The organism is Pseudofrankia coriaricola, from assembly GCF_001854805.1.
GTDB lineage: Bacteria > Actinomycetota > Actinomycetes > Frankiales > Frankiaceae > Pseudofrankia.
In genome coordinates this window covers 21,034-40,968 of sequence record NZ_MBLO01000241.1, presented here as the reverse complement: position 1 = coordinate 40,968, position 19,935 = coordinate 21,034, and the positions used below count along the sequence as shown (strand labels likewise).

Genomic DNA, 19,935 nt, shown 5'->3' with positions numbered 1-19,935 from the left:
TGCGGGCGCTGGTCCGCACGGTGCGCTCGGTGCCGGCGTCCGCCGAGTCGCTGTCGGCGGTGCTGCTCTACGGCGGCGTGGCGCGGATGCCGCTGGTCGACCGGCTGGTGCGGGCCGCGCTGCCCGGCGCGAGGCGCTTCGAGCACCGGCCGGCCGAGGACCTCGCGGTCGGGGCCGCGTTGCTGGCCGCCGGGCTCGCGGAGCAGGCGGAGCCGGTCGCCGGCGGCGCGACGGCGCTGATCGGCCCGTCGACGATGGAGCCGCCGGAGCTGTCGTCCTTCCCCGGGCTGTCGATGCCGCCGGCCGGCACGACCTACGTTGCGCCTGGGGCCGCCGCGGCGGCCGCCGGCGCCGGGTGGGACCCGGACTCGACGGCGCGCCTCACCGCCGCCTACGACGCCTACCCGGCGACCACCGCGAGCACCGCGAGCACCGCCACCGCCACCGCCGCGGGTGCGGGCGCGGGCGCGGCCGGCGCGGCGGCCTCCGGCGCCAGCCAGCAGGACCAGCAGGGCCTCGTCTCCTGGGGCACCGGGCCGGGCTCGGGGGCGCGCACTGTCGTGCACGGCGGGGCCAGCGGCGTAGGCGGGGCCGGTCGGCCCCCGGGCGGGCACGCCTCGCAACGGCCGGGGGGCCGGTCGCCACGCCGCTCGGGCGTGCTGGCCTCGCTGCGCACCAAGGGCGGAATCGCGGCCATCATCGCGGCGGTGCTGTTCATCGCCGGTGGTACCGCGCTCGGGCTCACGCTGACCAGCTCGGACAGCTCCGGCCCGACCATCACCGCGCAGCCGTCCAGCCAGCCGTCGTCGCAGCCGGCCACGGCGGCCGCGTCGACACCGCCGGTCGTGACCCGCAACCTGGTCCGGGTGGCCGACTCGAACGAGGTCGCGCCGATCAGTGAGCGCGCGTTCCAGGAGTTCCGCCAGACCGAGTCCAAGGTGACGGTCGCCTTCGACCCGCAGGTCACCGACACGACCCAGGCGTTCACCAAGCTGTGCAACGGCCAGGTCGCCATCGCCGGCACGTCCTACGAGCTGGACCCGAAGTTCGCGCCGAATCCAAGCTGTAAGGACGAGGTGGTCGGGTTCGAGATCGCGCACCACACCCTGCCGATCGTGGTGAACCCGGCCAACACCTGGCTGGGCTGCATGAACCTCGACCAGCTCAAGCAGATCTGGGGAGCCGGCTCGACCGTCACCCGCTGGAACCAGATCGACAAGTCGTACCCGGACGAGCCGATCAACTTCGTCGGCCCGAAGCCCGACAGTGTGCAGGCCCAGGTGTTCAACGCCAGCATCAGCGGCGAGAGCTCCAAGTCCCGGCCCTACACGACGACCGACCTGGCCGGCGTCGCGCAGGCCGTGCAGAACGACCGGGACGCCATCGGCTACCTCGACTTCCCGACGTACAACCAGCTGGGCTCCAAGCTGCGCGGTGTGCTCGTCAACGGCGGGGAGGGCTGCCAGCCGCCGAACGCCATCACCGCGGGCAGCGGCGCCTACGTGCCGCTGTGCAAGCCGCTGTTCGTCTACGCCCGCGTCGACGCGCTGAAGGACCCGGCCACCGTCGCCTACCTGCGCTACTACCTGGAGCACGCGCAGACCATCACGACCGAGACCGGCTACGTCGGGCGCTCCAACGCCACCACCAAGTCCAACATCGAACGCCTGGGCCAGCTATCCCAGGGAGTAGGCCCGGTAACCGCCTGAGGCGGGGGAAGGACGCGCCGGTGCTGATCCGCGTCGAGGGGTCGGACCTGCCGGGCCGGGCGTGCGCGGGCGCGCCCGGTTTCCCGGGGTACGCGGACATCCACGTCGCCGTCCAGCGGCGGGGCCGGCCCGCCGAGCTGCTCGGCCTCGTCCCGGGCGACGCCGCGGCGGCGGTGTGGACGCTCGAGTGCACCGCCACCGCCACCGCCACCGCCACCGCCACCGCCACGCCCGGCGGGATCGATCTCCGGGGGCAGCACATCCAGGGCCGGCCCGGCGAGCGCTTCATCTACCTGAGCTGGGGTGTGGTCGACCCGGCCGAGGGTGGCTTCACGATGTTCCGGCGGGCCAAGCTGTGGCTGAACGCGGTGCCCACCGAGATCCTCGCCGAGGCCGTCGCCTGGGGCCTGCTCGTCGGCCGCCTCGGCCTCACCGATCCGAAGGGGCATCCCCTCTGCGCCTCCGTGCGCCCACCGGTCATCACCTGGACGGCCGAGGCCCACGGGGGCTGACCGCGGCCGGTCGGCGGCGGTCATGCCGCCTCGGGGGCCGGGCGCGAACCTCGGCCGACCCCGCTGGACATCAACATCAACGTGCCCGGCCAGCCGGCCGTATGCGGAGCCCAGGCGCCCGGAGCGTCAGCGGCGGGGATCGGTGGCGACGATGACGGCCATGGACGGGGCCCACCAGTAGGTGCAGTCCGCGGGCGGGGTGAGGCCGTCGACGACGCGGACGCCGAACGCGCCGAAGTGGCGCAGCAGCGCGCGCTGGTGGCTGCGGGACACCGAGTCGATCTCGTTCGAGTAGTAGGTGAACGCGCCATCGTCGGCGAGGTGCTCGGCGGCGGCCGCGAAGAAGTGCTCGGCGAACGTCGCGCCGCGCAGGTAGTACTCGTCGACCTCGGCCTCGGTCAACGGGTACGTGTCGAACAGGATCCCGTCGTAGTGGCCGAGGCCGCCGATGACGTCCTGCCAGCGGCCCTCGACGATCTCCACACCGGGCCGCCCGGCGGCCCAGCTCCTGGCCGCGTCCGCGACCTGGGGGTTCGCCTCGATGATGGTGTGCCGCGCCGCGCCGGCGTCCCGCACATAGCCGGCGGAGATCGCCATGCCGAAGCCCACCTCCAGCACCGAGCCGCCCGGCCGGGCGACCGCGCGGGCGAGCGCTCGCATCAGCGGGCGCTCCCAGGCCTGCATCACCTCCTGGCCGGAGACGACCAGCTCGTCGTCGGTCAGCCGGGGCACGGCCACGTCGACGGCCGCGTCGATGAGTGGCCGGGCGCTGCCCGCGACCATGGCGCCCGACGTGGCGTCGAGCGCGGCGACGTCGGCGACGAACTCGTCGAGCGCGCGACGCAGCAACAGCTCCCGCGGCTCCGCCGACATCGACCCGAGTAGCCCGTCGGAGGCGGCGAAGGTGACGTCGAACTTGTCGGCATGCCGGCGGAGCAACAAGGACCTCCCGGGCAGTCGGAGCAAGGGCCGCGGGAACGCCCACATGGTCGCACGCTGTCAACCCCCGCGGGCGGATCGTAGGACCAGCCTAGGCCTCGGTCACCGATTTCAACCGAAAGGTCCGACCTGCCGGGCCGAAAGGCCCTTGGCTGGCAGTCAGTCGACATCGGCGACGGTCCGCACCGGGACCCAGCCCTCATGGCCGGACGCGTCACGGCACCACAGCCAGCCGCTTTCCAGGTCCTCGGCGAGGACGTCGGCGGCGCGGGCCTGTCCGCCGCGCCTCAGGCGACCGGGTCGGCGTCTGCCTCGGGACCAGCGGGACCGGCGGTGGGCTGGGCGTAGGCGGCGAGGATCGCGTCGGCGGCGAGGCTGGGCGTGAGCGTGCCGTCGCGGACGCGGCGTTCCAGGTCGGGCCCGAGCGCGCGGACGGCCGGGTGGGCGTGCAGGTCGGCGAGCAGCCGATCATGCACCATCGCCCACGTCCAGTCAACCTGCTGGCGGCGGCGTTTCGCCGCCAGCAGCCCGCCGGCGTCGAGCAGGTCCTGGTGGGCGACGACCTGGTCCCACACCTCGTCCAGGCCCTTGTTCTCGATCGCGGAACAGGTCAGGACCGGGGCGCGCCAGCCGTCGTCGGGGGCGCGCAGCATCCGCAGCGCGCCGGCGAGCTCGCGGGCCGCCCGCTGGGCGTCGATCTCGTGCGGCCCGTCGGCCTTGTTCACGGCGATGACGTCGGCGATCTCGAGGACGCCCTTCTTGATGCCCTGCAGCTGGTCGCCGGTGCGGGCGAGCGTCAGGAACAGGAAGGTGTCGACCATGTCGGCGACGGTCGTCTCCGACTGGCCGACGCCGACCGTCTCGACGAGCACGACGTCGTAGCCGGCGGCCTCCATGATGACGATCGCCTCGCGGGTGGCCTTCGCGACGCCGCCGAGCGTGCCCGCCGTCGGCGACGGCCGGATGAACGCGTTCGGGTCGGCGGACAGCGTCGCCATCCGCGTCTTGTCGCCGAGAATGCTGCCGCCGGTGCGGGTCGACGACGGGTCGACGGCGAGCACCGCGACCCGGTGGCCGGCGCCGGTCAGCGTCGTGCCGAGCGTGTCGATGAACGTCGACTTGCCCACGCCCGGCACGCCCGTGATCCCGACCCGGCGGGCCTTGCCCGTGTGCGGAAGCAGCTTCACCAGCAGCCGCTGCGCCGCCTCCCGGTGGTCGGCCCGGCTCGACTCGACCAGGGTGATCGCCCGCGCGACCATCGTCCGGTTGTTCGCGAGCACCCCGTCGGCGTAGGCGTCGACCTCGATGGGTGGGCGGGACGAGGGCACGCGGGCGAGGACCTCCGTCACCGCGTCAGGCCGCGCCGGCGGTGGGCTCGGCGCCGTCGGTGCCGTCGTTGGGGGCGCCGAGGTCGTGGCCGAGCTGGGCGGCGAGGATGCCGAGGACCTCGACGGCGGACTCGGCGACGCTCGTGCCCGGTGGGAAGATCGCCGCGGCGCCGGCGGCGCGCAGCGCGTCGTAGTCCTGCGGCGGGATGACGCCGCCGAAGGTCACCAGGATGTCGGCCCGGTCGAGCTTGGCCAGCTCCGCGCGCAGCTCCGGCGCCAGCGTCAGGTGGCCGGCGGCCAGCGACGACACGCCGACGATCTGCACGTCCGCCTCGACGGCCTGGCGGGCGACCTCGGCCGGCGTCTGGAACAGCGGGCCCACGTCCACGTCGAAGCCGAGGTCGGCGTAGCCGGAGGCGACGACCTTCTGGCCGCGGTCGTGGCCGTCCTGGCCCATCTTGGCGATCAGGATGCGGGGGCGGCGGCCCTCGGCCTGCTCGAACGCGGTGGCCAGCGCGCGCGCCCGGCTGATCTCGGGCGAAGGCCCGGCCTCGTCGCGGTACACGCCGGAAATCGTACGGATCTGCGCGGCGTGCCGCCCGTAGACCTTCTCCAACGCGTCGGAGATCTCCCCGACGGTCGCCTTCGCGCGGGCGGCGTCGACGCCGAGCTTGAGCAGGTTGCCGTCGAGGCCCACGGCCCGGGTGCCCGCCTGGGCCTCCTCGGCGGCGCGGGTGAGGGCGGCGAGGGCGGCCTCGACGGCGTGCGGGTCGCGGTCTGCCCGCAGCTGGCGCAGCTTGGCGAGCTGCTCGGTGCGCACCGCCGAGTTGTCGACCTTGAGGACCTCGATGTCCTCCCCGCCGGTGAGGCGGTACTTGTTGACGCCGACGAGCGGCTGGCGGCCGGAGTCGATGCGGGCCTGGGTGCGAGCCGCGACCTCCTCGATCCGCAGCTTCGGGATGCCGGCGTCGATCGCCGCCGCCATGCCGCCGCGCTCCTCGACCTCGGTGATGTGGCCCCAGGCCTTGCGGGCGAGGTCGTAGGTGAGCCGCTCGACGTAGTAGCTCCCGCCCCAGGGGTCGATGACCTGGGTGGTGCCGGACTCCTGCTGCAGGAACAGCTGGGTGTTGCGGGCGATCCGGGCGGAGAAGTCGGTCGGCAGCGCCAGCGCCTCGTCGAGGGCGTTGGTGTGCAGCGACTGGGTGTGGCCCTGGGTGGCGGCCATCGCCTCGATGCAGGTGCGGGCGACGTTGTTGAAGACGTCCTGGGCGGTCAGCGACCAGCCGGAGGTCTGCGAGTGCGTCCGCAGCGACAGCGACTTGGTGCTCTTCGGGCCGAACTCCTTCACCAGCCGCGCCCAGATCAGCCGCGCGGCCCGCATCTTGGCGACCTCCATGAAGAAGTTCATGCCGATCGCCCAGAAGAATGACAGCCGCGGCGCGAACGCGTCGATGTCGAGGCCCGCGGCAAGGCCCGCGCGGATGTACTCGACGCCGTCGGCGAGCGTGTAGGCGAGCTCCAGGTCCGCGCTAGCGCCCGCCTCCTGCATGTGGTAACCCGAGATGGAGATCGAGTTGAACTTCGGCATCTTCTGCGAGGAGTACGCAAAGATGTCCGAGATGATCTGCATCGACGGCTTCGGCGGGTAGATGTAGGTGTTGCGGACCATGAACTCCTTGAGGATGTCGTTCTGGATGGTCCCGGCCAGCTGCTCCGGGGCGACACCCTGCTCCTCGGCCGCGACGATGTAGAGCGACAGGATCGGCAGCACGGCGCCGTTCATCGTCATCGACACGCTCATCTTGTCCAGCGGGATGCCGTCGAACAGCTGGCGCATGTCGTAGATCGAGTCGATCGCCACGCCCGCCATGCCGACGTCGCCGGTCACCCGCGGGTGGTCGGAGTCGTAGCCCCGGTGGGTCGGCAGGTCGAAGGCGACCGAGAGGCCCTTCTGGCCCGCGGCCAGGTTGCGGCGGTAGAAGGCGTTCGAATCGGCGGCCGTCGAGAAGCCGGCGTACTGGCGGATCGTCCACGGCTGGGTGACGTACATCGGCGCGTACGGCCCGCGCAGGAACGGCGCGATCCCCGGGTAGGTGTCGAGGAAGTCGAGACCCGCCGTGTCAGCGGCGGTGTAGAGCGGCTTGACCTCGATGCCCTCCGGGGTGTCCCAGGCCAGCGCGTCGATGTTCTTGCCGGTCGCCGCCTCGACGGCGGCGCGCCACTGGCCTTCCTGATGCGCGAGAGCGGCGCTGTCCGGACCAGCCGCCGACGCCGCCGACGCGGCGGCGAGGCCGAGCTCGACGCCGGCGAAGTCGGGAATCAGGTCCTTGCTGTTCATCAGGCGACCTCGGCCTTCGCTAGAGCGGAGCGCAGGACGTCGACCGCGTCGCAGCCGGTGAAGACGTAGCCGCCGATCCCGGCCGCCTCATCCGACGCTGCCCGCTCCCCCGCCTTGCCTGCGAGCCAGATGTGGGTGGCGCCCGCGGCCTTGAGCGCGGCGGCGACGGGCGCGGCGCTGGCCGCGTACACCTTGTCCGACGCGCACAGGCAGGCGATCTTCGCGCCGGACGCGGTGAACGCCGCGGCGATCGCCACCGGGTCGTCGCCGGGGCCCGCGTTCGGGGTGTCGAACCCGCCGGCCTGGAACAGGTTCGCGGCGAACGTCGCGCGCGGGGTGAAGGCCGCGAGCGACCCGATCGTGGCGAGGAACGCCACCGGCCGGGCACCGCTCGCCGCCAGCTCGGCGTCCGCGCGGGCGCGCAGGTCCTCGTAGTCCTCATCGTAGTGCCGGACCGGCAGCCCGCCGGTCAGCGTCCGCACCGGTGCCGGGGCGCGCGCCGGCAACGTCTCGGCGACGTTCGGGAACTCGCTGACGCCCGTCAGCGGCGCGCGGCGCAGCGCGAGGTCCTCCCGGCGGCGCGCCCAGGTGGCGTCGATCCGCTCGCCGACGAGGCCGACGGCGAGCGCCGCCGCCATCCCGCCGGCCCGCTCGATCTCGGTGAAGAACGCCCAGGCCGCCTCGGCGAGCTCGGCCGTCAGCGTCTCGACGTACCAGGAACCGCCCGCCGGGTCGATCACCCGGGTCAGGCTCGACTCCTCCTGCAGCAGCACCTGGATGTTGCGGGCCAGCCGGCGGGACATGTCGTCCGGGAGGCCCAGGCGCCCGTCGAACGGCAGCACGGTGATCGCGTCGGCGCCGCCGACGCCGGCGGCGAACGCGGCGATCGTCGTGCGCAGCAGGTTCACGTACGGGTCGCGCCGGCTCATCATCGCCGACGACGTGACGGCGTGCTGGCGCTGCCCCCGGTCGGCCTCGGCGGCGCCGCAGACCTCGGCGACGCGGGCCCACAGCAGCCGGGCCGCGCGCAGCTTCGCGATCGTCGAGAACTGGCCCGCGGTCGCGGCATAGCGGAACTCCAGCTGGCCGAGCGCGCCGGCGACGTCGAAGCCGGCCGCTGCGCCGCTAGTGGCCAAGTGCGGGCCAGTGAGAGCCCGCAGGTAGGCAACCCCGGTGGCCAGCGACGCGCCGAGCTCCTGCGCGTCACTGCCGCCCGCGTCGTGGTACGGCGTCGCGTCGACGACGAACGTCCGGATCCCCGGATAGCTCGCGGCGACCCGCTCGGCGAGCCGCGACGCCTCGTCCAGGTGGGCTGTCACCGCCTCGCCGGCGAGGCCGGTGCGGGCCGCGTAGCCGAGCGGGTCGGCGCCGAGAGTCCCCGCCAGCACCGACGGCGCGACCCCACGGGCAGCCGCGAGCGCGAGCAGCACGTCGGCCGCGGCGGTCGTCGTCACTGCGTCGCCGCCGGTGTCGAGCACGACCGGCGCGAGGTCGAGGTAGACGTCGCGCAGCACGTCCGGCAGGGCCTCGACGGCGATGCCACCGGCCGGTGCGAGCCGCAGCCACAGCGACGTGACACCGCCCTCCAGGTCGGCGAGCACGGCCTCCGCGGTCGTCTTCGCGTCCGGGTGGGTGTGCGCGGCACGCACGTCCCAGCCCTCGACCGCGCCCTCGGCGCGTCGCCCGCGGACGAACGGAGCGAGGCCGGGCACGCCGACATCGACGGGCGCGCCGTCACCCGCTGTATAAAGCGGCTTGATCGCGAAACCGTCGTAGGTGGCGGTCGCGAGCAGCGACTCCGCGTCGGCCGGGACGGCCTGCTCACCGGCTATTCCCGACTTGCGCAGAACCGCGAGCACCAGCTTCTGCCAGGCTTCTCGCGACGCTTCCGGGAACAGCGCGGCGAGCTCCAACTCGGCCGTGGGAACGCTCATGACCGGATCGTAGAGTCCCTCGCCCCAGGGAGCCTGGAATGTACTCTCAGTCACACCCGCTTGCGAGAAACGACCTTCCCCGATCAGCGCCGCGGCGTCAGGCCGGCTTGTGCCAGACCGAGACGTGGGCGGTGCTGGCGTTGGTGAAGGGGGCCGCGGACCAGTCGGCGTGGCGGGACGTGAGGGTCAGTCCCGCCAGGGCGGCCATCAGGTCGAGCTCGGCGGGCCACGCATAGCGGAGGTTGACCGGGTACGTCTCGACACCCCGCCGGCTGATGACGATGTGGTTGCCACGGACCGTCTGGGAGTTGCGGTCGTGCACGGCGGCGACCAGTTTGGACTCGTCACCAACGATCGCCTCGACGTTGAACCGCGAGCCGTTCGTGTAGAGACCCTGGTCGGGGACGAAGGCGCGGATGACGAAGGCGCCGCCGGGCGCGAGGGCGCCGGCGACCGCGGCGAAGCACCTGACCTGCTCCGCCTGCGAGGGCAGCGCGAAGAACGTGTTGAAGACGACGTAAATGACCCGGAAACCGCCGAAGGGAACGGCGGCCTCCGCCAGGACCGCGGCGTCGCCGAAGTCGCCGATCGTGACCGGGATGTCCGCGCCGCCCGGTTTCGACCACAGGCGGGCCACCATCCGCTCGGACGCGTCGATGCCGGCCACCTTCACTCCGGCGGCGGCCAGCGGAAGGGCCGCACGTCCTGTGCCGATGCCCAGCTCCAGCGCCGGGCCGTCCCCGGCCAGCTCGGCGAGCATCCCGACAGCCGCGGGCATCGCCGGCTCCATGCTGTCGTACCAGTCGTCGTAGACGTCCGCGACCCGGTCCCCGTACTCGGCGGGATCCCATCCATCGGGCGATTCGACCATGCCGGGAAGCCTGCCAGCGGCCCCGGCCGCCCGCACCCCATTTTCTCCGGGGCCAGGGCCGCTTCTCCCGGATCAGGACCGCTTCTCCCGAGTCAGGACCGGGCCGCGGCGCGGCGCAGGGCGAGGCGGGCGGCGTGGTAGCCGGACATGCCGTGGGTGCCGGCGCCGGGCGGGGTGGACGCGGAACAGAGGTAGACGCCCGGCAGCGGGGTGGCCCAGGGGTGGCGGGACAGGACGGGGCGAGCGAACAGCTGGCGCAGGTCGGCGGTGCCGCCGCCGATGTCGCCGCCGATCTCGTTGGCGTTGTGCGCCTCCAGCGCCGCGGGGCCCATGACGTGCCGGGCAAGAATCCGATCGCGGAAGCCCGGGGCGAAGCGCTCGACCTGGGCCTCGATCGCGGCGGTCATGTCGACGGTCGAGCCGAGCGGGACGTGGCAGTACGCCCAGCCGGTGTGCCTGCCTGCCGGCGCCCGGGTCGGGTCGGCGACCGTGGCCTGGACGAACAGGACGAACGGGCGCTCCGGGTGCCGGCCGCGGGCGACGGCGCGCTCGGCGGCGGCGACCTCGGCGAGCGTGCCGCCCAGGTGCACCGTCCCGGCGCCTGCAAGGTCCCTGTCCCGCCACGGCACCGGCCCGTCGAGCGCCCAGTCGACCTTGAAGACGCCGGGGCCGTACCGGTACCGCGCCAGCGCGGCCCGGTAGCGCGCGGGCAGCTCGTCGCCCGCGATCCGCAGCACCTGCCGGGGGGTCAGGTCGAGCAGGACCGCCCGCGCCGGCGGCAGCGCGCGCAGGCTCGTCACCGGCTGTCCCGTGACGAGCTCGCCACCCAGCGCCCGCAGCCGGGCGACGAGCGCGTCGGCGAGCGACTGGGAGCCGCCGACGGCGACCGGCCAGCCGACCTGGTGGGCGCTCACCGCCAGCAGCAGGCCGTAGGCGGCGGTCATCGGCTGGCCCAGGTCGAGCATCGAGTGCGCCGCCAGCCCGCCGAGCAGCGCGCGCGCCGCGTCGCCGCGCAGCGCGGCCCGGGCGAGCGCGGTCGCCGGCCACACTCCGACCGCCCCGAACCGGGCCAGCGCGACCGGCGCCGCCGGTGGCAGGTCCAGCAGTGACAGCACCCCGTCGGTCAGCCGCGGCCCGGCCGCGACCAGCGGCCCGACGAGCCTGCGCCACCCGGCCGGGTCGGTGGCCTTTCCCCCGCCGGTCCCCCCCAGCGCGGCGGCCAGCGTGGTGGCCGTCGCGGCGACGTCGCGCCGCAGCAGCGCGGCCGCCCCGCCGTCGAGCGGGTGAGCGAGCGGCACCGGCGGGTGCGCCCACCGAACCGGCGGCGCGTCCGCCCCCGGGCCCGGCGCGTCCGCGCCGTAAGCACGCAGCGCCGGGGACACCGCCGCCAGCGCCAGGACCGTGGCGCAGACGTCGTGGCGGAAGCCGGAAAGGGTGAGCTCCTCGGTGCGCAGCCCACCACCCGGCTGCCCGGCGGCCTCCAGGACGAGCACCCGCCATCCGGCCTCGGCGAGGGTGACCGCGCCCGCCAGTCCGTTGGGCCCGGAACCGACCACGACGGCGTCGAAGCCGTCCGGCCGGGCCTGCGCCCGTGTTCCGCCACTCTGGGCCACCACACCCGTCACCTCCCCCGCTCCCGCGGCACACTCTCCCACGCTTCGGCCCGCTTCCCTCCCGATGCCCGGTGAGGACGGCCCGCGGGAAACCCGACCAGGTCGCCCCCGCCCCGCCCCGCCCCGAGGCCGGCCGCGTCACCGAGCGGACAGCGCGGCCGGAGCGTGATCGTCTTTCGGTAGTCTGCTGGTGTGTCCCTGCGCATCGTGCTGGCCGACGACTCCCTGATCGTGCGCGAGGGTGTGCGCGGCATGCTGGACAGCCAGCCCGGTCTCGAGGTCGTCGGAACCTGCGCGGACCTGGACTCCCTGCTGACCGCGGTGGCGGAGCTGGAGCCGGACGTGGTGGTGACCGACGTGCGGATGCCGCCGACGAGCACCGACGAGGGGATCCGCGCCGCCGCGCAGCTGCGGGCCAGCAATCCAGGGGTCGGCGTCGTCGTGCTGTCCCAGTACGCCGACCCCGAGTACGCCCTGAAACTCCTCGAGCACGGCAGCGGCGGACGGGCGTACCTGGTGAAGGACGCGGTCGGGGATCCGAAGCAGCTGGCCGGCGCGGTGCACGCCGTCGCGATCGGGAGCTCGGTGGTGGACCCCGTGGTCGTGGAGGCGCTGGTCGCCGCCAGGACCGCGCCCAGGGCCTCGCCGCTGGCGATGCTCACCGACCGGGAGCGCACCGTGCTCGCGCAGATCGCGCAGGGCAAGAGCAACGCCGCCGCCGGGGCGGCGCTGTACCTCAGCGAGCGCGCGGTCGAGAAGCACATCAACACCCTGTTCGCCAAGCTGGGCCTCGCCGCGGAACCGGACACGAACCGCCGGGTCAAGGCGGTACTGATCTATCTGGCCGAGCAGCGCGGCCCGAACGGGCAGGCCGCGCACTAGAAATCCCGCGCCGGATCCCGCACCGGATCCCGCACCAGGGGGTGCTGGCACCCGCCCTGGCCAGCGGCTGGCTTCCTTGTCCCTGGTCAGAGCGGCGCGGACGATGGTCGTATGTGGACATCCGACGCCGACCTCGCCCCGGCGGCCAGCGCCGGCGCCAGCGCCGCCAACCCCCTCTTCGGGGTGCTCGTCGTCGACGATCAGGCGCTGTTCCGCGATGTGGCTCGCTTCCTGGTCGAGGCCCTGCCCGGCTGGTCCGTGGTCGCTGAGGCGGCCTCCGGCGAGGAGGGCGTCGAGCTCGCCGGGCGACTCCGCCCGGCCCTCGTGCTGATGGATGTGCACCTCCCCGGCATCGACGGGGTCGAGGCGACCCGCAGGATCGTCGCCGGCGACCCGTCGGCCGTCGTGCTGCTGATGTCGTCCTACGGTGCCGAGGACCTCCCGCCCGGTGCCGCCACGTGCGGCGCTGTCGGCTACGTGCGCAAGGACGACCTGACCCCGGCCGCGCTGAGCGGCGCCGTCGCGGGCCGCTGATGCGCGGGCCGCTAGCGGCCACCGGCCGGCAGCGGCAGGCTGCCGCGCACGCGGGTGCCCCCGCCGGGCGAAGACTCGACCTCGACGGTCCCGCCGAAGGCGCCCACCCGGTCGCGCATGTTCTCGAACCCGTGGCCGGCGGTCGCGGCCGGGTCGAAGCCGGCGCCGTCGTCGGCGACCTCGAACCGGAGCGCGCCGTCCCCGGCGGTCACCGTGATCGTCACCTCCGCGTCGGCGCCGGCGTACTTGCCCGCGTTCTGCAGCGCCTCGAGGCAGCAGAAGTAGACCGCGGCCTCCAGGTCGGGCGGGTAACGGCCGGCGTCCGCCTCGACGAAGCAGTCCACCGCGCCCCGGCCCGCCGCCGCGCGCAGCGCCGGGGCGAGGCCGTGGTCGCGCAGCAGCGGCGGGTAGATCCCGTGCGCCAGCTCCCGCAGCGCCGCCGCCGCGGACCGGACGTCGGCGTGCAGGCCGGTCAGCAGCTGGCCGAGGGCCGCCGGGTTGGATTCGACGAGCTGCGCCGCGAGGCCGACCTTGACCGACAGCCCGACGAGGTGCTGCTGCGCGCCGTCGTGTAGGTCACGCTCCAGGCGGCGGCGGGCGGCGTCGGCGGCCGCCACGATGCGCGCCCGGGAGGCGACCAGCTCGGCGTTGCGCTCCCGCAGCTGCTCCAGCGACGCCTGCAGGGCGCTGTCCAGCGACAGGTTGTGCAGCGCGAGGCCCACCTGCCGGGCGAGCTCCACGAGCACCCGGTCCTCGGCTGGGGTGAACGGCGCCGCCCTGGCCGGCCGGCGCACCACCAGCAGCCCGAGCAGCTCGCCCAGGTGGGTGACCGGCGCCACCCGGACCTGGCCGCCGTCGAGCAGCCCGGGCAGCCACATCCCGATCCAGGCGTTCCCGCCGGTCCTGGCCCGGCTGACCACGGTCCGCTCGCGCGCGCCGAGCGTCAGCCGGGCCGCCGGCCGCTCGGGCAGGCTGACCATCCGGGCGAGCGTCCCCTCGCCGCCCGTCCAGATCTCGGCGCCCGCCGGCCCGAGCGTCGCGCGCAGCAGCTCGGTGAGCTGGAGGAACAGCTCGTCCATCGGCACGGCTCTGGTCATCCGGGTGCCGAAGGTGGCGAGCAGCCTGTCTGGCGGCACCTCGGCGCCGCGCACCGCCCGGTCCGCGAGGCCGGCGAGCCAGTACCGGACCGGCAGCGCCGAGGCCGCGCACACGACCGCCGCCAGCACCGAGAGGGTGAGGACCTCCCGCTCACCCTCGCCGGGCCGCCTGCCCAGGCCAAGCACGGCGCCCAGGTAGACCGTCGCCACGAAGACGGCGAGCCCGGCGACGGTGACGCCCTCGACGAAGGCGCGCGGGCCGAACCGCGCCAGCCGGGGATGGGTGCCGGCGGCCATGGCGAGCGGCACCGGCACCCAGGCGGCGAGCGCCCACGGCGCGGGGTCGTCCGGAATGTGGAGCAACAGACTGCCCGCGCCGACGACCACCGAGCCCGCGACGGCGAGGACGGCGCCCGCACCCGTCCACAGCAGCGCCCACCTGGTCCGGTCACCCGCCCCCCCGCCGGGCACGCCGCCTGGAGCGCCCGCAACGCTGATCAGCACCAGGTGGCAGGCCGCCACATACAGGGCGCAAAGTGCGGCCAGGCCCGCCAGCGCCGGGCCGTACGCCCCCGAGCCGGGCGCGGCGGCGACGGCGGTCGCCGCGGCCCCGGCGCACAGCAGTCCGGCGAACGCCAGCCGGCCGACGCCCCAGGGCGGGCCGACGGGCGGGACCACCAGGGCGAGCGCCCAGGCGACGACGGCGGCGGCCGCGAGCCGCGGCTCCAGCAGCGCCCCCGCCTCGACGACCGCCACGGCGGCGGCGACCCAGACGAGCCGGGGCGACCAGCCGGGCGGGACGGACCGCGCGGCGACGGCGGGCACTGCCCAGCTGGCGATGGAGACAAGGCCGACCACCCACACTGCCCCGTCGAGCGGCTGGCCACCGGCGCTGGGCGTGGCTCCCGCGCCGCGGACCAGGCCAGGGCCGACCGCCGCGACCGCAAACGCTCCCAGGACTACGACGAGGGGCAGCCAGGCGGGCGCCCGCCTGGGCAACCGCGCGACCACCGCCGTGGTGTCGGCGCCCTCGCCGCCCGCGGCCCGCGGTGCCGCTGGGCGGCCGGCGCCCGACGCCTCGCCGTGGCCGTAGCCGTGGCCGGGCGCCAGGTCGCGCCGGGTGGCACCGTCGGGCCCGGCGGCGCCGCCGTGGTCCGCGGAGTCGTCGAGGGCGGGCCTCATCATGGGTAGCTCACTCCGCTCGGAGGACGTCCGGTACGCGCAGACGGGCCGCGCGCCGGGCCGGGACGGTAGACAGCAAGCCCGCCGCCACGGCCACGGCCGGCGCGACGAGCGCCAGCGCCAGCGCCGCGACCGGCGGGGCGTAGATCAGCGGGGTACTCATCGCGACCGCCCGCCACAGGGCACGACCGAGCACGACGCCGACCGGCACGCCGGCCGCCAGGCCGACGCCCGCGATGACCGCGGCCTGGGTGAGCACGATCGCCCGCGCCTGCCAGCGGGTGGTCCCCAGCGCACGCAGTACCGCGACCTCGTGCCGGCGGCGGCGCACCCCGACGAACAGGGCATGACCGACCGCACCGACCGCGAGCACCCCCAGGAAGGCCCCCAGGAGCCGGGGCAGGACCGCGATGCCGCGGAATCGCTGCTGCTCGTCGACCGGGATGTCGTCGAGCAGGAGGATGAAGGCGTCATCGGCGCCGACGGCCGCGTTGAGCCGGTCGCGCACGGCGGAGGCGCTGGCGCCCGCCCGCACTTCGACCCGGATCTCGTGGAACTTGAAAAGACGGTCCGTGAACAGCGCACGGTAGCCGCCCGCGCTCACCCAGCCGCCCTCGTCGTAGGTGGTGTGCGGGTCCTGGGGAGCGAAGGCCAGCCCGGTCAGCCGCATCGGCGTGCCCGCTGCCGGGTCACGCCCGGCGACGGTGAGGACGTCGCCCACCGAGACGCCGGTACGGCTGGCGACGCCGGGCGCCAGGACGATCTCGCCCGGCGTGGCCGGCAGTCGGCCCGACAGCACCTGAATCGACGGCGGGTGCCCGGCCACGGGGTCGAGGCTGAACAACGTCACCGGCCGGCGCTCGACGGTCGCGACGTCGACCCGGGTGTCGTTGACCGCGAGCACGTCGGGGTCGGCGGCCGCGGCGCGCAGGAGGTCGTCGGCCGGCGCGACGTCGTGACCGCCGAAGCCCACGTAGCTCCCGACCGCGAAGACCTGCCCGAACCGGGCGGGGTTGGCCACCGCGTCGGCGACGCCGGCCTGGAAGGTCAGCGAGCCCAGCACGCCGAGGACGCCGACGACCGCGCCGACCAGCGCCGGCCGCACGGCGGCGCCGGCTCTTCCCGTTTCGAGCGCGAAACGCACGCCCGTCTGCACCGGGACCGGGAGGCCGAGTCGGTAGGCCAGGCGCGCGACCGCGGACCCGCGCGGCCGGGCCGGCCGGACGCCGCGCACGGACGCGGCGAACGCCGTCGTGGTTGCCGCCACCGCCACCAGCAGCAGCGTCACCCCAGCGACGGCGACGATCACCAGGAGATCGGTGTGGACGCCGGGATCGGGCTCGACCAGCGCCGCGGACCCGATTGGGAACAGCGGCGAGGCGGCGACCGCCGCGCCGGCCCCGGCGAGGACCCCGGCGGCCGAGGCCAGGACCGGCCCCGCGGCGGCCGCGACGGTGGCCTGCCGAGTGCTCAGGCCGAGCGTGCGCAGCACGTCGAGGTCGGCGGTCGCGCCTATCACGAACCGGATCACGGCCTGCCCGACCAGGACCAATGCGGCGAGGTAGGCCGCCAGCGCGAAGGCGGCCAGACCGACGGCTTCGAACGTCGTGGTCTCGCGGTAGCTGCGCTCGTCCGCGACGACGTTGAGGGTTTCGACGGGGTGGCGCGCCACCCGGTCGAGCGCCTGCTGGAACGCCGGTATCCCGGCGGCGCCGTCGCGCAGCCGGACCATGGCGTTCACGATGGCCGCGTCGCCGGTGGCGCCGACCAGGTTCTCCCGGTACGCCTCGGTGAACGCGAAGGTGGCCGCGATGCCGCCAGGACTGTCCTGGGGTTCCCGGAGCCACCAGCCGGACCGGACGACACCGACGATCGTGAGCCGCTGGCGCGGGCCCGAGTAGGAGATCGGCTCCTCGTTCAGCGCCGCTGCGTCGGTCTCTGCTGGCGTCGGCAGGAGCGCCGTCACCGTGTCCCCGACCGACAGCCCTGTCGTCTCGACGAAGTGTGGGCTGACGACCGCCTCATCCACCCGAGCCGGGTCGGGAAGCCGGCCGGCCAGCACCGCGGGGCGCTCGACCGTACGCATGCCCTCGTCGTCCATGGCGGGGGACGAGACCTCCACCTCCGGGTGGCCCTCGATGGCGAAGTTGCCGGTGAGCAGGAACGTGCCCAGCGCCTCCACGCCGGGCAGGCGCCGCACCGCGTCCCAGTTGAAGCGGGGCTCGTTCGGCGCCGCGGCCACCGTGGCCGGCGATGTGACGGCGAGGATCCGGTCGAGGGCCGAGGCGCCGCGGCGGGCACCCGCCGTGGCGGTCATCACGACGCCGGTGGCCAGCGTGACCAGCAGTGCGAGCGTGAGCAGCGACAGCCAGCGGCGCCGCAGGTCGAGCCGCAGCCACGCCCAGACCGGCCGCCAGACGCGCGCCGTGCCACCGCCAGCCCGGATAGGTCGGTCCAGGGCCGTCTGCGAGGTTGTACTTGTCACGGTCGCTCACTCGGCTCGCAGGACGTCCGGCACGCGCAGGCGGGCCGCGCGCCGGGCAGGGACAGAGGCCAGGGCGCCCGCGGTGACGATCACGGCCGGGACGACGAGTGCGAGCGCCAACACCGCGACCGGCGGCGCGTAGATCAGCGGCGTGCTCGTCGCGACCGCCCGCCACAGCGCGCGGCCGAGCAGCACGCCGACCGGCAGGCCGACGACCAGGCCGACGACCACGATGACGGCGGCCTGGGTCAGCACGATCGCCCGCGCCTGCCACCGGGTCGTGCCCAGGGCCCGTAGTACCGCGACCTCATGCCGGCGCCGCCGTACCCCGACGAACAGCGCGTGGCCGACCGCGCCCACGGCGAGCAGGCCCAGGAAGACCCCCAGGAAACGCGGCAGGTCGGCGATGCCTCGGAACCGGGCCTGCGCCTTGATCGGCGCCGCGTCGGACATCAGCTGGACGGCGTCGGAAGCGCCGATCGCCGCGTTGAGCCGGTCACGCACGGCGGCCGCGCGGCCTGGCCGCGTCTCGAGGTGCAGCTCGTGGTACTTGAAGTCCTTCTCGAACAGCGTGTGGTAACCGGCCGCGGTCACCCAGCCGCCCTGGTCGTAGTCGGTGTGCGAGTCCTGGGGGACGAACGCCAGACCGGTCACCCGCATCGGCGTGCCGGCCGCAGGGTCACGCCCGGCGACGGTGACGACGTCACCCACCGAGACGCCGGCCCGCTGGGCCGCTCCCGGCGCCAGCACGATCTCGCCCGCCGTGGTCGGCAGGTGGCCGGACAGCGGCGGGATCGACAGCGGGCGGTCGCCGAGGGGGTCGAGGCTGTACAGCGTCACCGACCGCCCCGCCGCCTGCGCCACGCCGACCAGGCTGTTGTTGACCGCCACCACGTCGGGATCGCTGGTCATGGTGCGCACGAACTCGGCGTAGTCGGCGCCCTGCACGTAATCCACGCTCTGGTCCCCTGTCCACGCGACGAGTTCGAAGGTCTGGCCGAACCGCGCGGGGTTGGCCGCCGCGTCGGCGACCCCGGCCTGGAAGGTCAGCGAGCCCAGCACCCCGAGCACACCGGCGACCGCGCCGACCAGCGCCGGGCGCACCGCCGCGCCCGCCCGTCCCGGCTCGAGCGCGAACCGCGTGCCCACCACCGCCGGGACCGGAAGGCCGAGACGGTAGGCCAGTCGCGCGGCGGCGGACCGGCGCGGCCGCGCCGCGCGGGTGCCGCTCACCAGCGCGGTGAACGCCGTCGTCGTCGCCACCACCGTGGCCAGCAGTACCGTCACCCCGGCCACCGCGCCGATCACGACGAGGTCAAGGTGGAAGCCCGGCGCTGGCTCGACCCAGGCCGCGGCGCCGATCGGGAACAGCGGCGAGACCGCCGCCGCCCCGCCAGCCCCGGCCAGCACGCCCGCGACGGTGGCCAGCACCGGCCCGGCGGCCGCGGCCATGGTCGCCTGCCGCGTCGTCAGGCCGAGCACGCGCATCACATCAAGATCCGCCGCCGCGCCGATCACGAACCGCACCACCGCCTGCCCGACCAGCACCGCGGCCGCCAGGAACGCCGCCAGGGCGAACGCCGCCAGCGCGAGCGCCTCGAACGAGGTGGTGGCGCGGTAGTCCGCGGTGAGCTTGCCGGCGTCGAAGGCGTCGACCGGTTGGCCCGCCAACTTGTTGATCTCGGTCTGGAAGGCCGGCACCCCGGCGGCGCCGTCGCGCAGCCGGACCATGGCGGCCACCATGGGCTCGGGGCTCGGGTCGGGGACGTCGTCCCAGTGAGCCCGCGTGAACGCGTAGGTCGACACGATGCCGCCCGGGTCATCCGGCGTGCCGTAGCAGAAGCACTTCCCGACGCCGACGATCGTGAGCTTCGGGCGCAGGTCTGAGTACGACAGCGCGGCCGGGTCCCGGGAGCCGGCATAGACCTCGAACGAGGCGCGGGTCGCGAACCGCACGGTCACCGAGTCCCCCACCGTCAGCCCGGTCGCCGCGACGAAACGTTCGTCGACGACGGCCTCGTCCACCCGGTCCGGGTTCGCGAGCCGGCCGTGCAGGGCCACCGGGCGTTCGACCGTCTGGAAGTACTCACGGTCCGCGGGCAGGGTGAGATCGACCTCAGGGTGACCTTCAATAATGACAGCAGGGCCGTCATACAGCCGGAACGCGCCCATCGCCGCCACGTCGGGCAGGCGCCGCGCCGCCTCCCAAGGGAAGCCCGGGAAGTTGGTCGTCGGCAGCAGGTCGCTGGGCAGGGTGACGGCCAGCAGCCGGTCGAGGGCCGAGCCGCCGCGGCGGGCGCCCGCCGCCGCGGCCATGACCGTGCCCGCGGCGAGCGCGACCAGCAGCGCCAGGATGACCAGCGACAGCCAGCGGCGCCGCAGGTCCAGCCGCAGCCACGCTCCAACCGGCTGCCACGCGCCGGCCGCCGGGCCGGAGCCCCCCTGTGGCCCCGGCCTCGGCGGCCGGCGCGTGGTAGCGGCCGCGATACCGGGCCGCGGTGTCGTGGTCAT

13 protein-coding genes are annotated in these 19,935 nt (G+C 74.9%); 4 read left to right on the top strand and 9 right to left on the bottom strand.

What is annotated here, in order from left to right:
* A partial coding sequence (locus BCD48_RS32995) for a substrate-binding domain-containing protein (RefSeq protein WP_083419568.1) occupies positions 1 to 1,709 on the top strand: 1,709 nt, incomplete at its 5' end.
* Between the two features lie 20 nt (positions 1,710 to 1,729).
* A complete protein-coding gene (locus BCD48_RS32990) occupies positions 1,730 to 2,221 on the top strand; it encodes a DUF5990 family protein (RefSeq protein ID WP_071052301.1) in 492 nt (163 codons plus the stop codon).
* A 126-nt stretch (positions 2,222 to 2,347) separates the two neighbouring features.
* Here BCD48_RS32990 and BCD48_RS32985 read toward each other — a convergent pair whose 3' ends face one another.
* The 6 genes from BCD48_RS32985 to BCD48_RS32960 all read right to left on the bottom strand — a co-directional run bounded on the left by BCD48_RS32985 (position 2,348) and on the right by BCD48_RS32960 (position 11,247).
* The gene (locus BCD48_RS32985) at positions 2,348 to 3,208 is read right to left on the bottom strand and encodes a class I SAM-dependent methyltransferase (protein ID WP_071052300.1); all 861 of its coding nucleotides are present in this window, start codon (positions 3,206 to 3,208) and stop codon (positions 2,348 to 2,350) included.
* Positions 3,209 to 3,447: 239 nt separating this feature from the next.
* The gene (gene meaB / locus BCD48_RS32980) at positions 3,448 to 4,488 is read right to left on the bottom strand and encodes a methylmalonyl Co-A mutase-associated GTPase MeaB (protein WP_071052309.1); all 1,041 of its coding nucleotides are present in this window, start codon (positions 4,486 to 4,488) and stop codon (positions 3,448 to 3,450) included.
* A gap of 25 nt (positions 4,489 to 4,513) precedes the next feature.
* On the bottom strand, positions 4,514 to 6,826 hold the full coding sequence (gene scpA, locus BCD48_RS32975; protein ID WP_071052299.1) for a methylmalonyl-CoA mutase: 2,313 nt from the start codon (positions 6,824 to 6,826) through the stop codon (positions 4,514 to 4,516).
* On the bottom strand, positions 6,826 to 8,760 hold the full coding sequence (locus tag BCD48_RS32970) for a methylmalonyl-CoA mutase subunit beta (protein ID WP_071052298.1): 1,935 nt from the start codon (positions 8,758 to 8,760) through the stop codon (positions 6,826 to 6,828). The genes scpA and BCD48_RS32970 overlap by 1 nt, the downstream gene beginning before the upstream one ends.
* Positions 8,761 to 8,857: 97 nt before the next feature.
* Positions 8,858 to 9,631 carry a class I SAM-dependent DNA methyltransferase gene (locus BCD48_RS32965; RefSeq protein ID WP_071052308.1) on the bottom strand — a complete coding sequence of 258 codons (774 nt, stop codon included), beginning with the start codon at positions 9,629 to 9,631 and terminating at the stop codon, positions 8,858 to 8,860.
* Between the two features lie 92 nt (positions 9,632 to 9,723).
* Entirely contained in the window at positions 9,724 to 11,247 is a 1,524-nt protein-coding gene (locus BCD48_RS32960) for a phytoene desaturase family protein (RefSeq protein ID WP_241842180.1), read from the bottom strand.
* Positions 11,248 to 11,436: 189 nt separating this feature from the next.
* Here BCD48_RS32960 and BCD48_RS32955 point away from each other — a divergent pair, with 189 nt between their 5' ends.
* Positions 11,437 to 12,126 (top strand): response regulator transcription factor, encoded by a 690-nt coding sequence (locus tag BCD48_RS32955; protein ID WP_071052297.1) that lies wholly within the window; start codon positions 11,437 to 11,439, stop codon positions 12,124 to 12,126.
* Positions 12,127 to 12,237: 111 nt separating this feature from the next.
* Positions 12,238 to 12,660, top strand: a complete 423-nt coding sequence (locus BCD48_RS32950) for a response regulator (RefSeq protein WP_071052296.1) — start codon at positions 12,238 to 12,240, stop codon at positions 12,658 to 12,660.
* Positions 12,661 to 12,671: 11 nt separating this feature from the next.
* Here BCD48_RS32950 and BCD48_RS51655 read toward each other — a convergent pair whose 3' ends face one another.
* Genes BCD48_RS51655 through BCD48_RS32935 form a run of 3 tightly spaced genes read right to left on the bottom strand, consistent with a single transcriptional unit; the run spans position 12,672 to position 19,935 of the window.
* Positions 12,672 to 14,942: a sensor histidine kinase gene (locus BCD48_RS51655; protein ID WP_071052295.1), complete on the bottom strand. Its 2,271-nt coding sequence runs from the start codon at positions 14,940 to 14,942 to the stop codon at positions 12,672 to 12,674.
* Between the two features lie 7 nt (positions 14,943 to 14,949).
* Entirely contained in the window at positions 14,950 to 17,424 is a 2,475-nt protein-coding gene (locus tag BCD48_RS32940; RefSeq protein WP_071052294.1) for an ABC transporter permease, read from the bottom strand.
* A 6-nt stretch (positions 17,425 to 17,430) separates the two neighbouring features.
* Complete coding sequence (locus BCD48_RS32935; protein ID WP_071052293.1) at positions 17,431 to 19,935, bottom strand: ABC transporter permease; 2,505 nt, start codon at positions 19,933 to 19,935, stop codon at positions 17,431 to 17,433.

Excerpts from the sequence above, each read along its gene's own strand:
- BCD48_RS32950 (WP_071052296.1), top strand. The coding sequence starts at position 12,238 with ATGTGGACATCCGACGCCGACCTCGCCCCGGCGGCCAGCGCCGGCGCC.
- scpA (WP_071052299.1), bottom strand. The coding sequence starts at position 6,826 with ATGAACAGCAAGGACCTGATTCCCGACTTCGCCGGCGTCGAGCTCGGC.
- BCD48_RS51655 (WP_071052295.1), bottom strand. The coding sequence starts at position 14,942 with ATGATGAGGCCCGCCCTCGACGACTCCGCGGACCACGGCGGCGCCGCC.
- BCD48_RS32935 (WP_071052293.1), bottom strand. The coding sequence starts at position 19,935 with ATGACCACGACACCGCGGCCCGGTATCGCGGCCGCTACCACGCGCCGG.
- BCD48_RS32970 (WP_071052298.1), bottom strand. The coding sequence starts at position 8,760 with ATGAGCGTTCCCACGGCCGAGTTGGAGCTCGCCGCGCTGTTCCCGGAA.
- BCD48_RS32965 (WP_071052308.1), bottom strand. The coding sequence starts at position 9,631 with ATGGTCGAATCGCCCGATGGATGGGATCCCGCCGAGTACGGGGACCGG.
- BCD48_RS32985 (WP_071052300.1), bottom strand. The coding sequence starts at position 3,208 with ATGTGGGCGTTCCCGCGGCCCTTGCTCCGACTGCCCGGGAGGTCCTTG.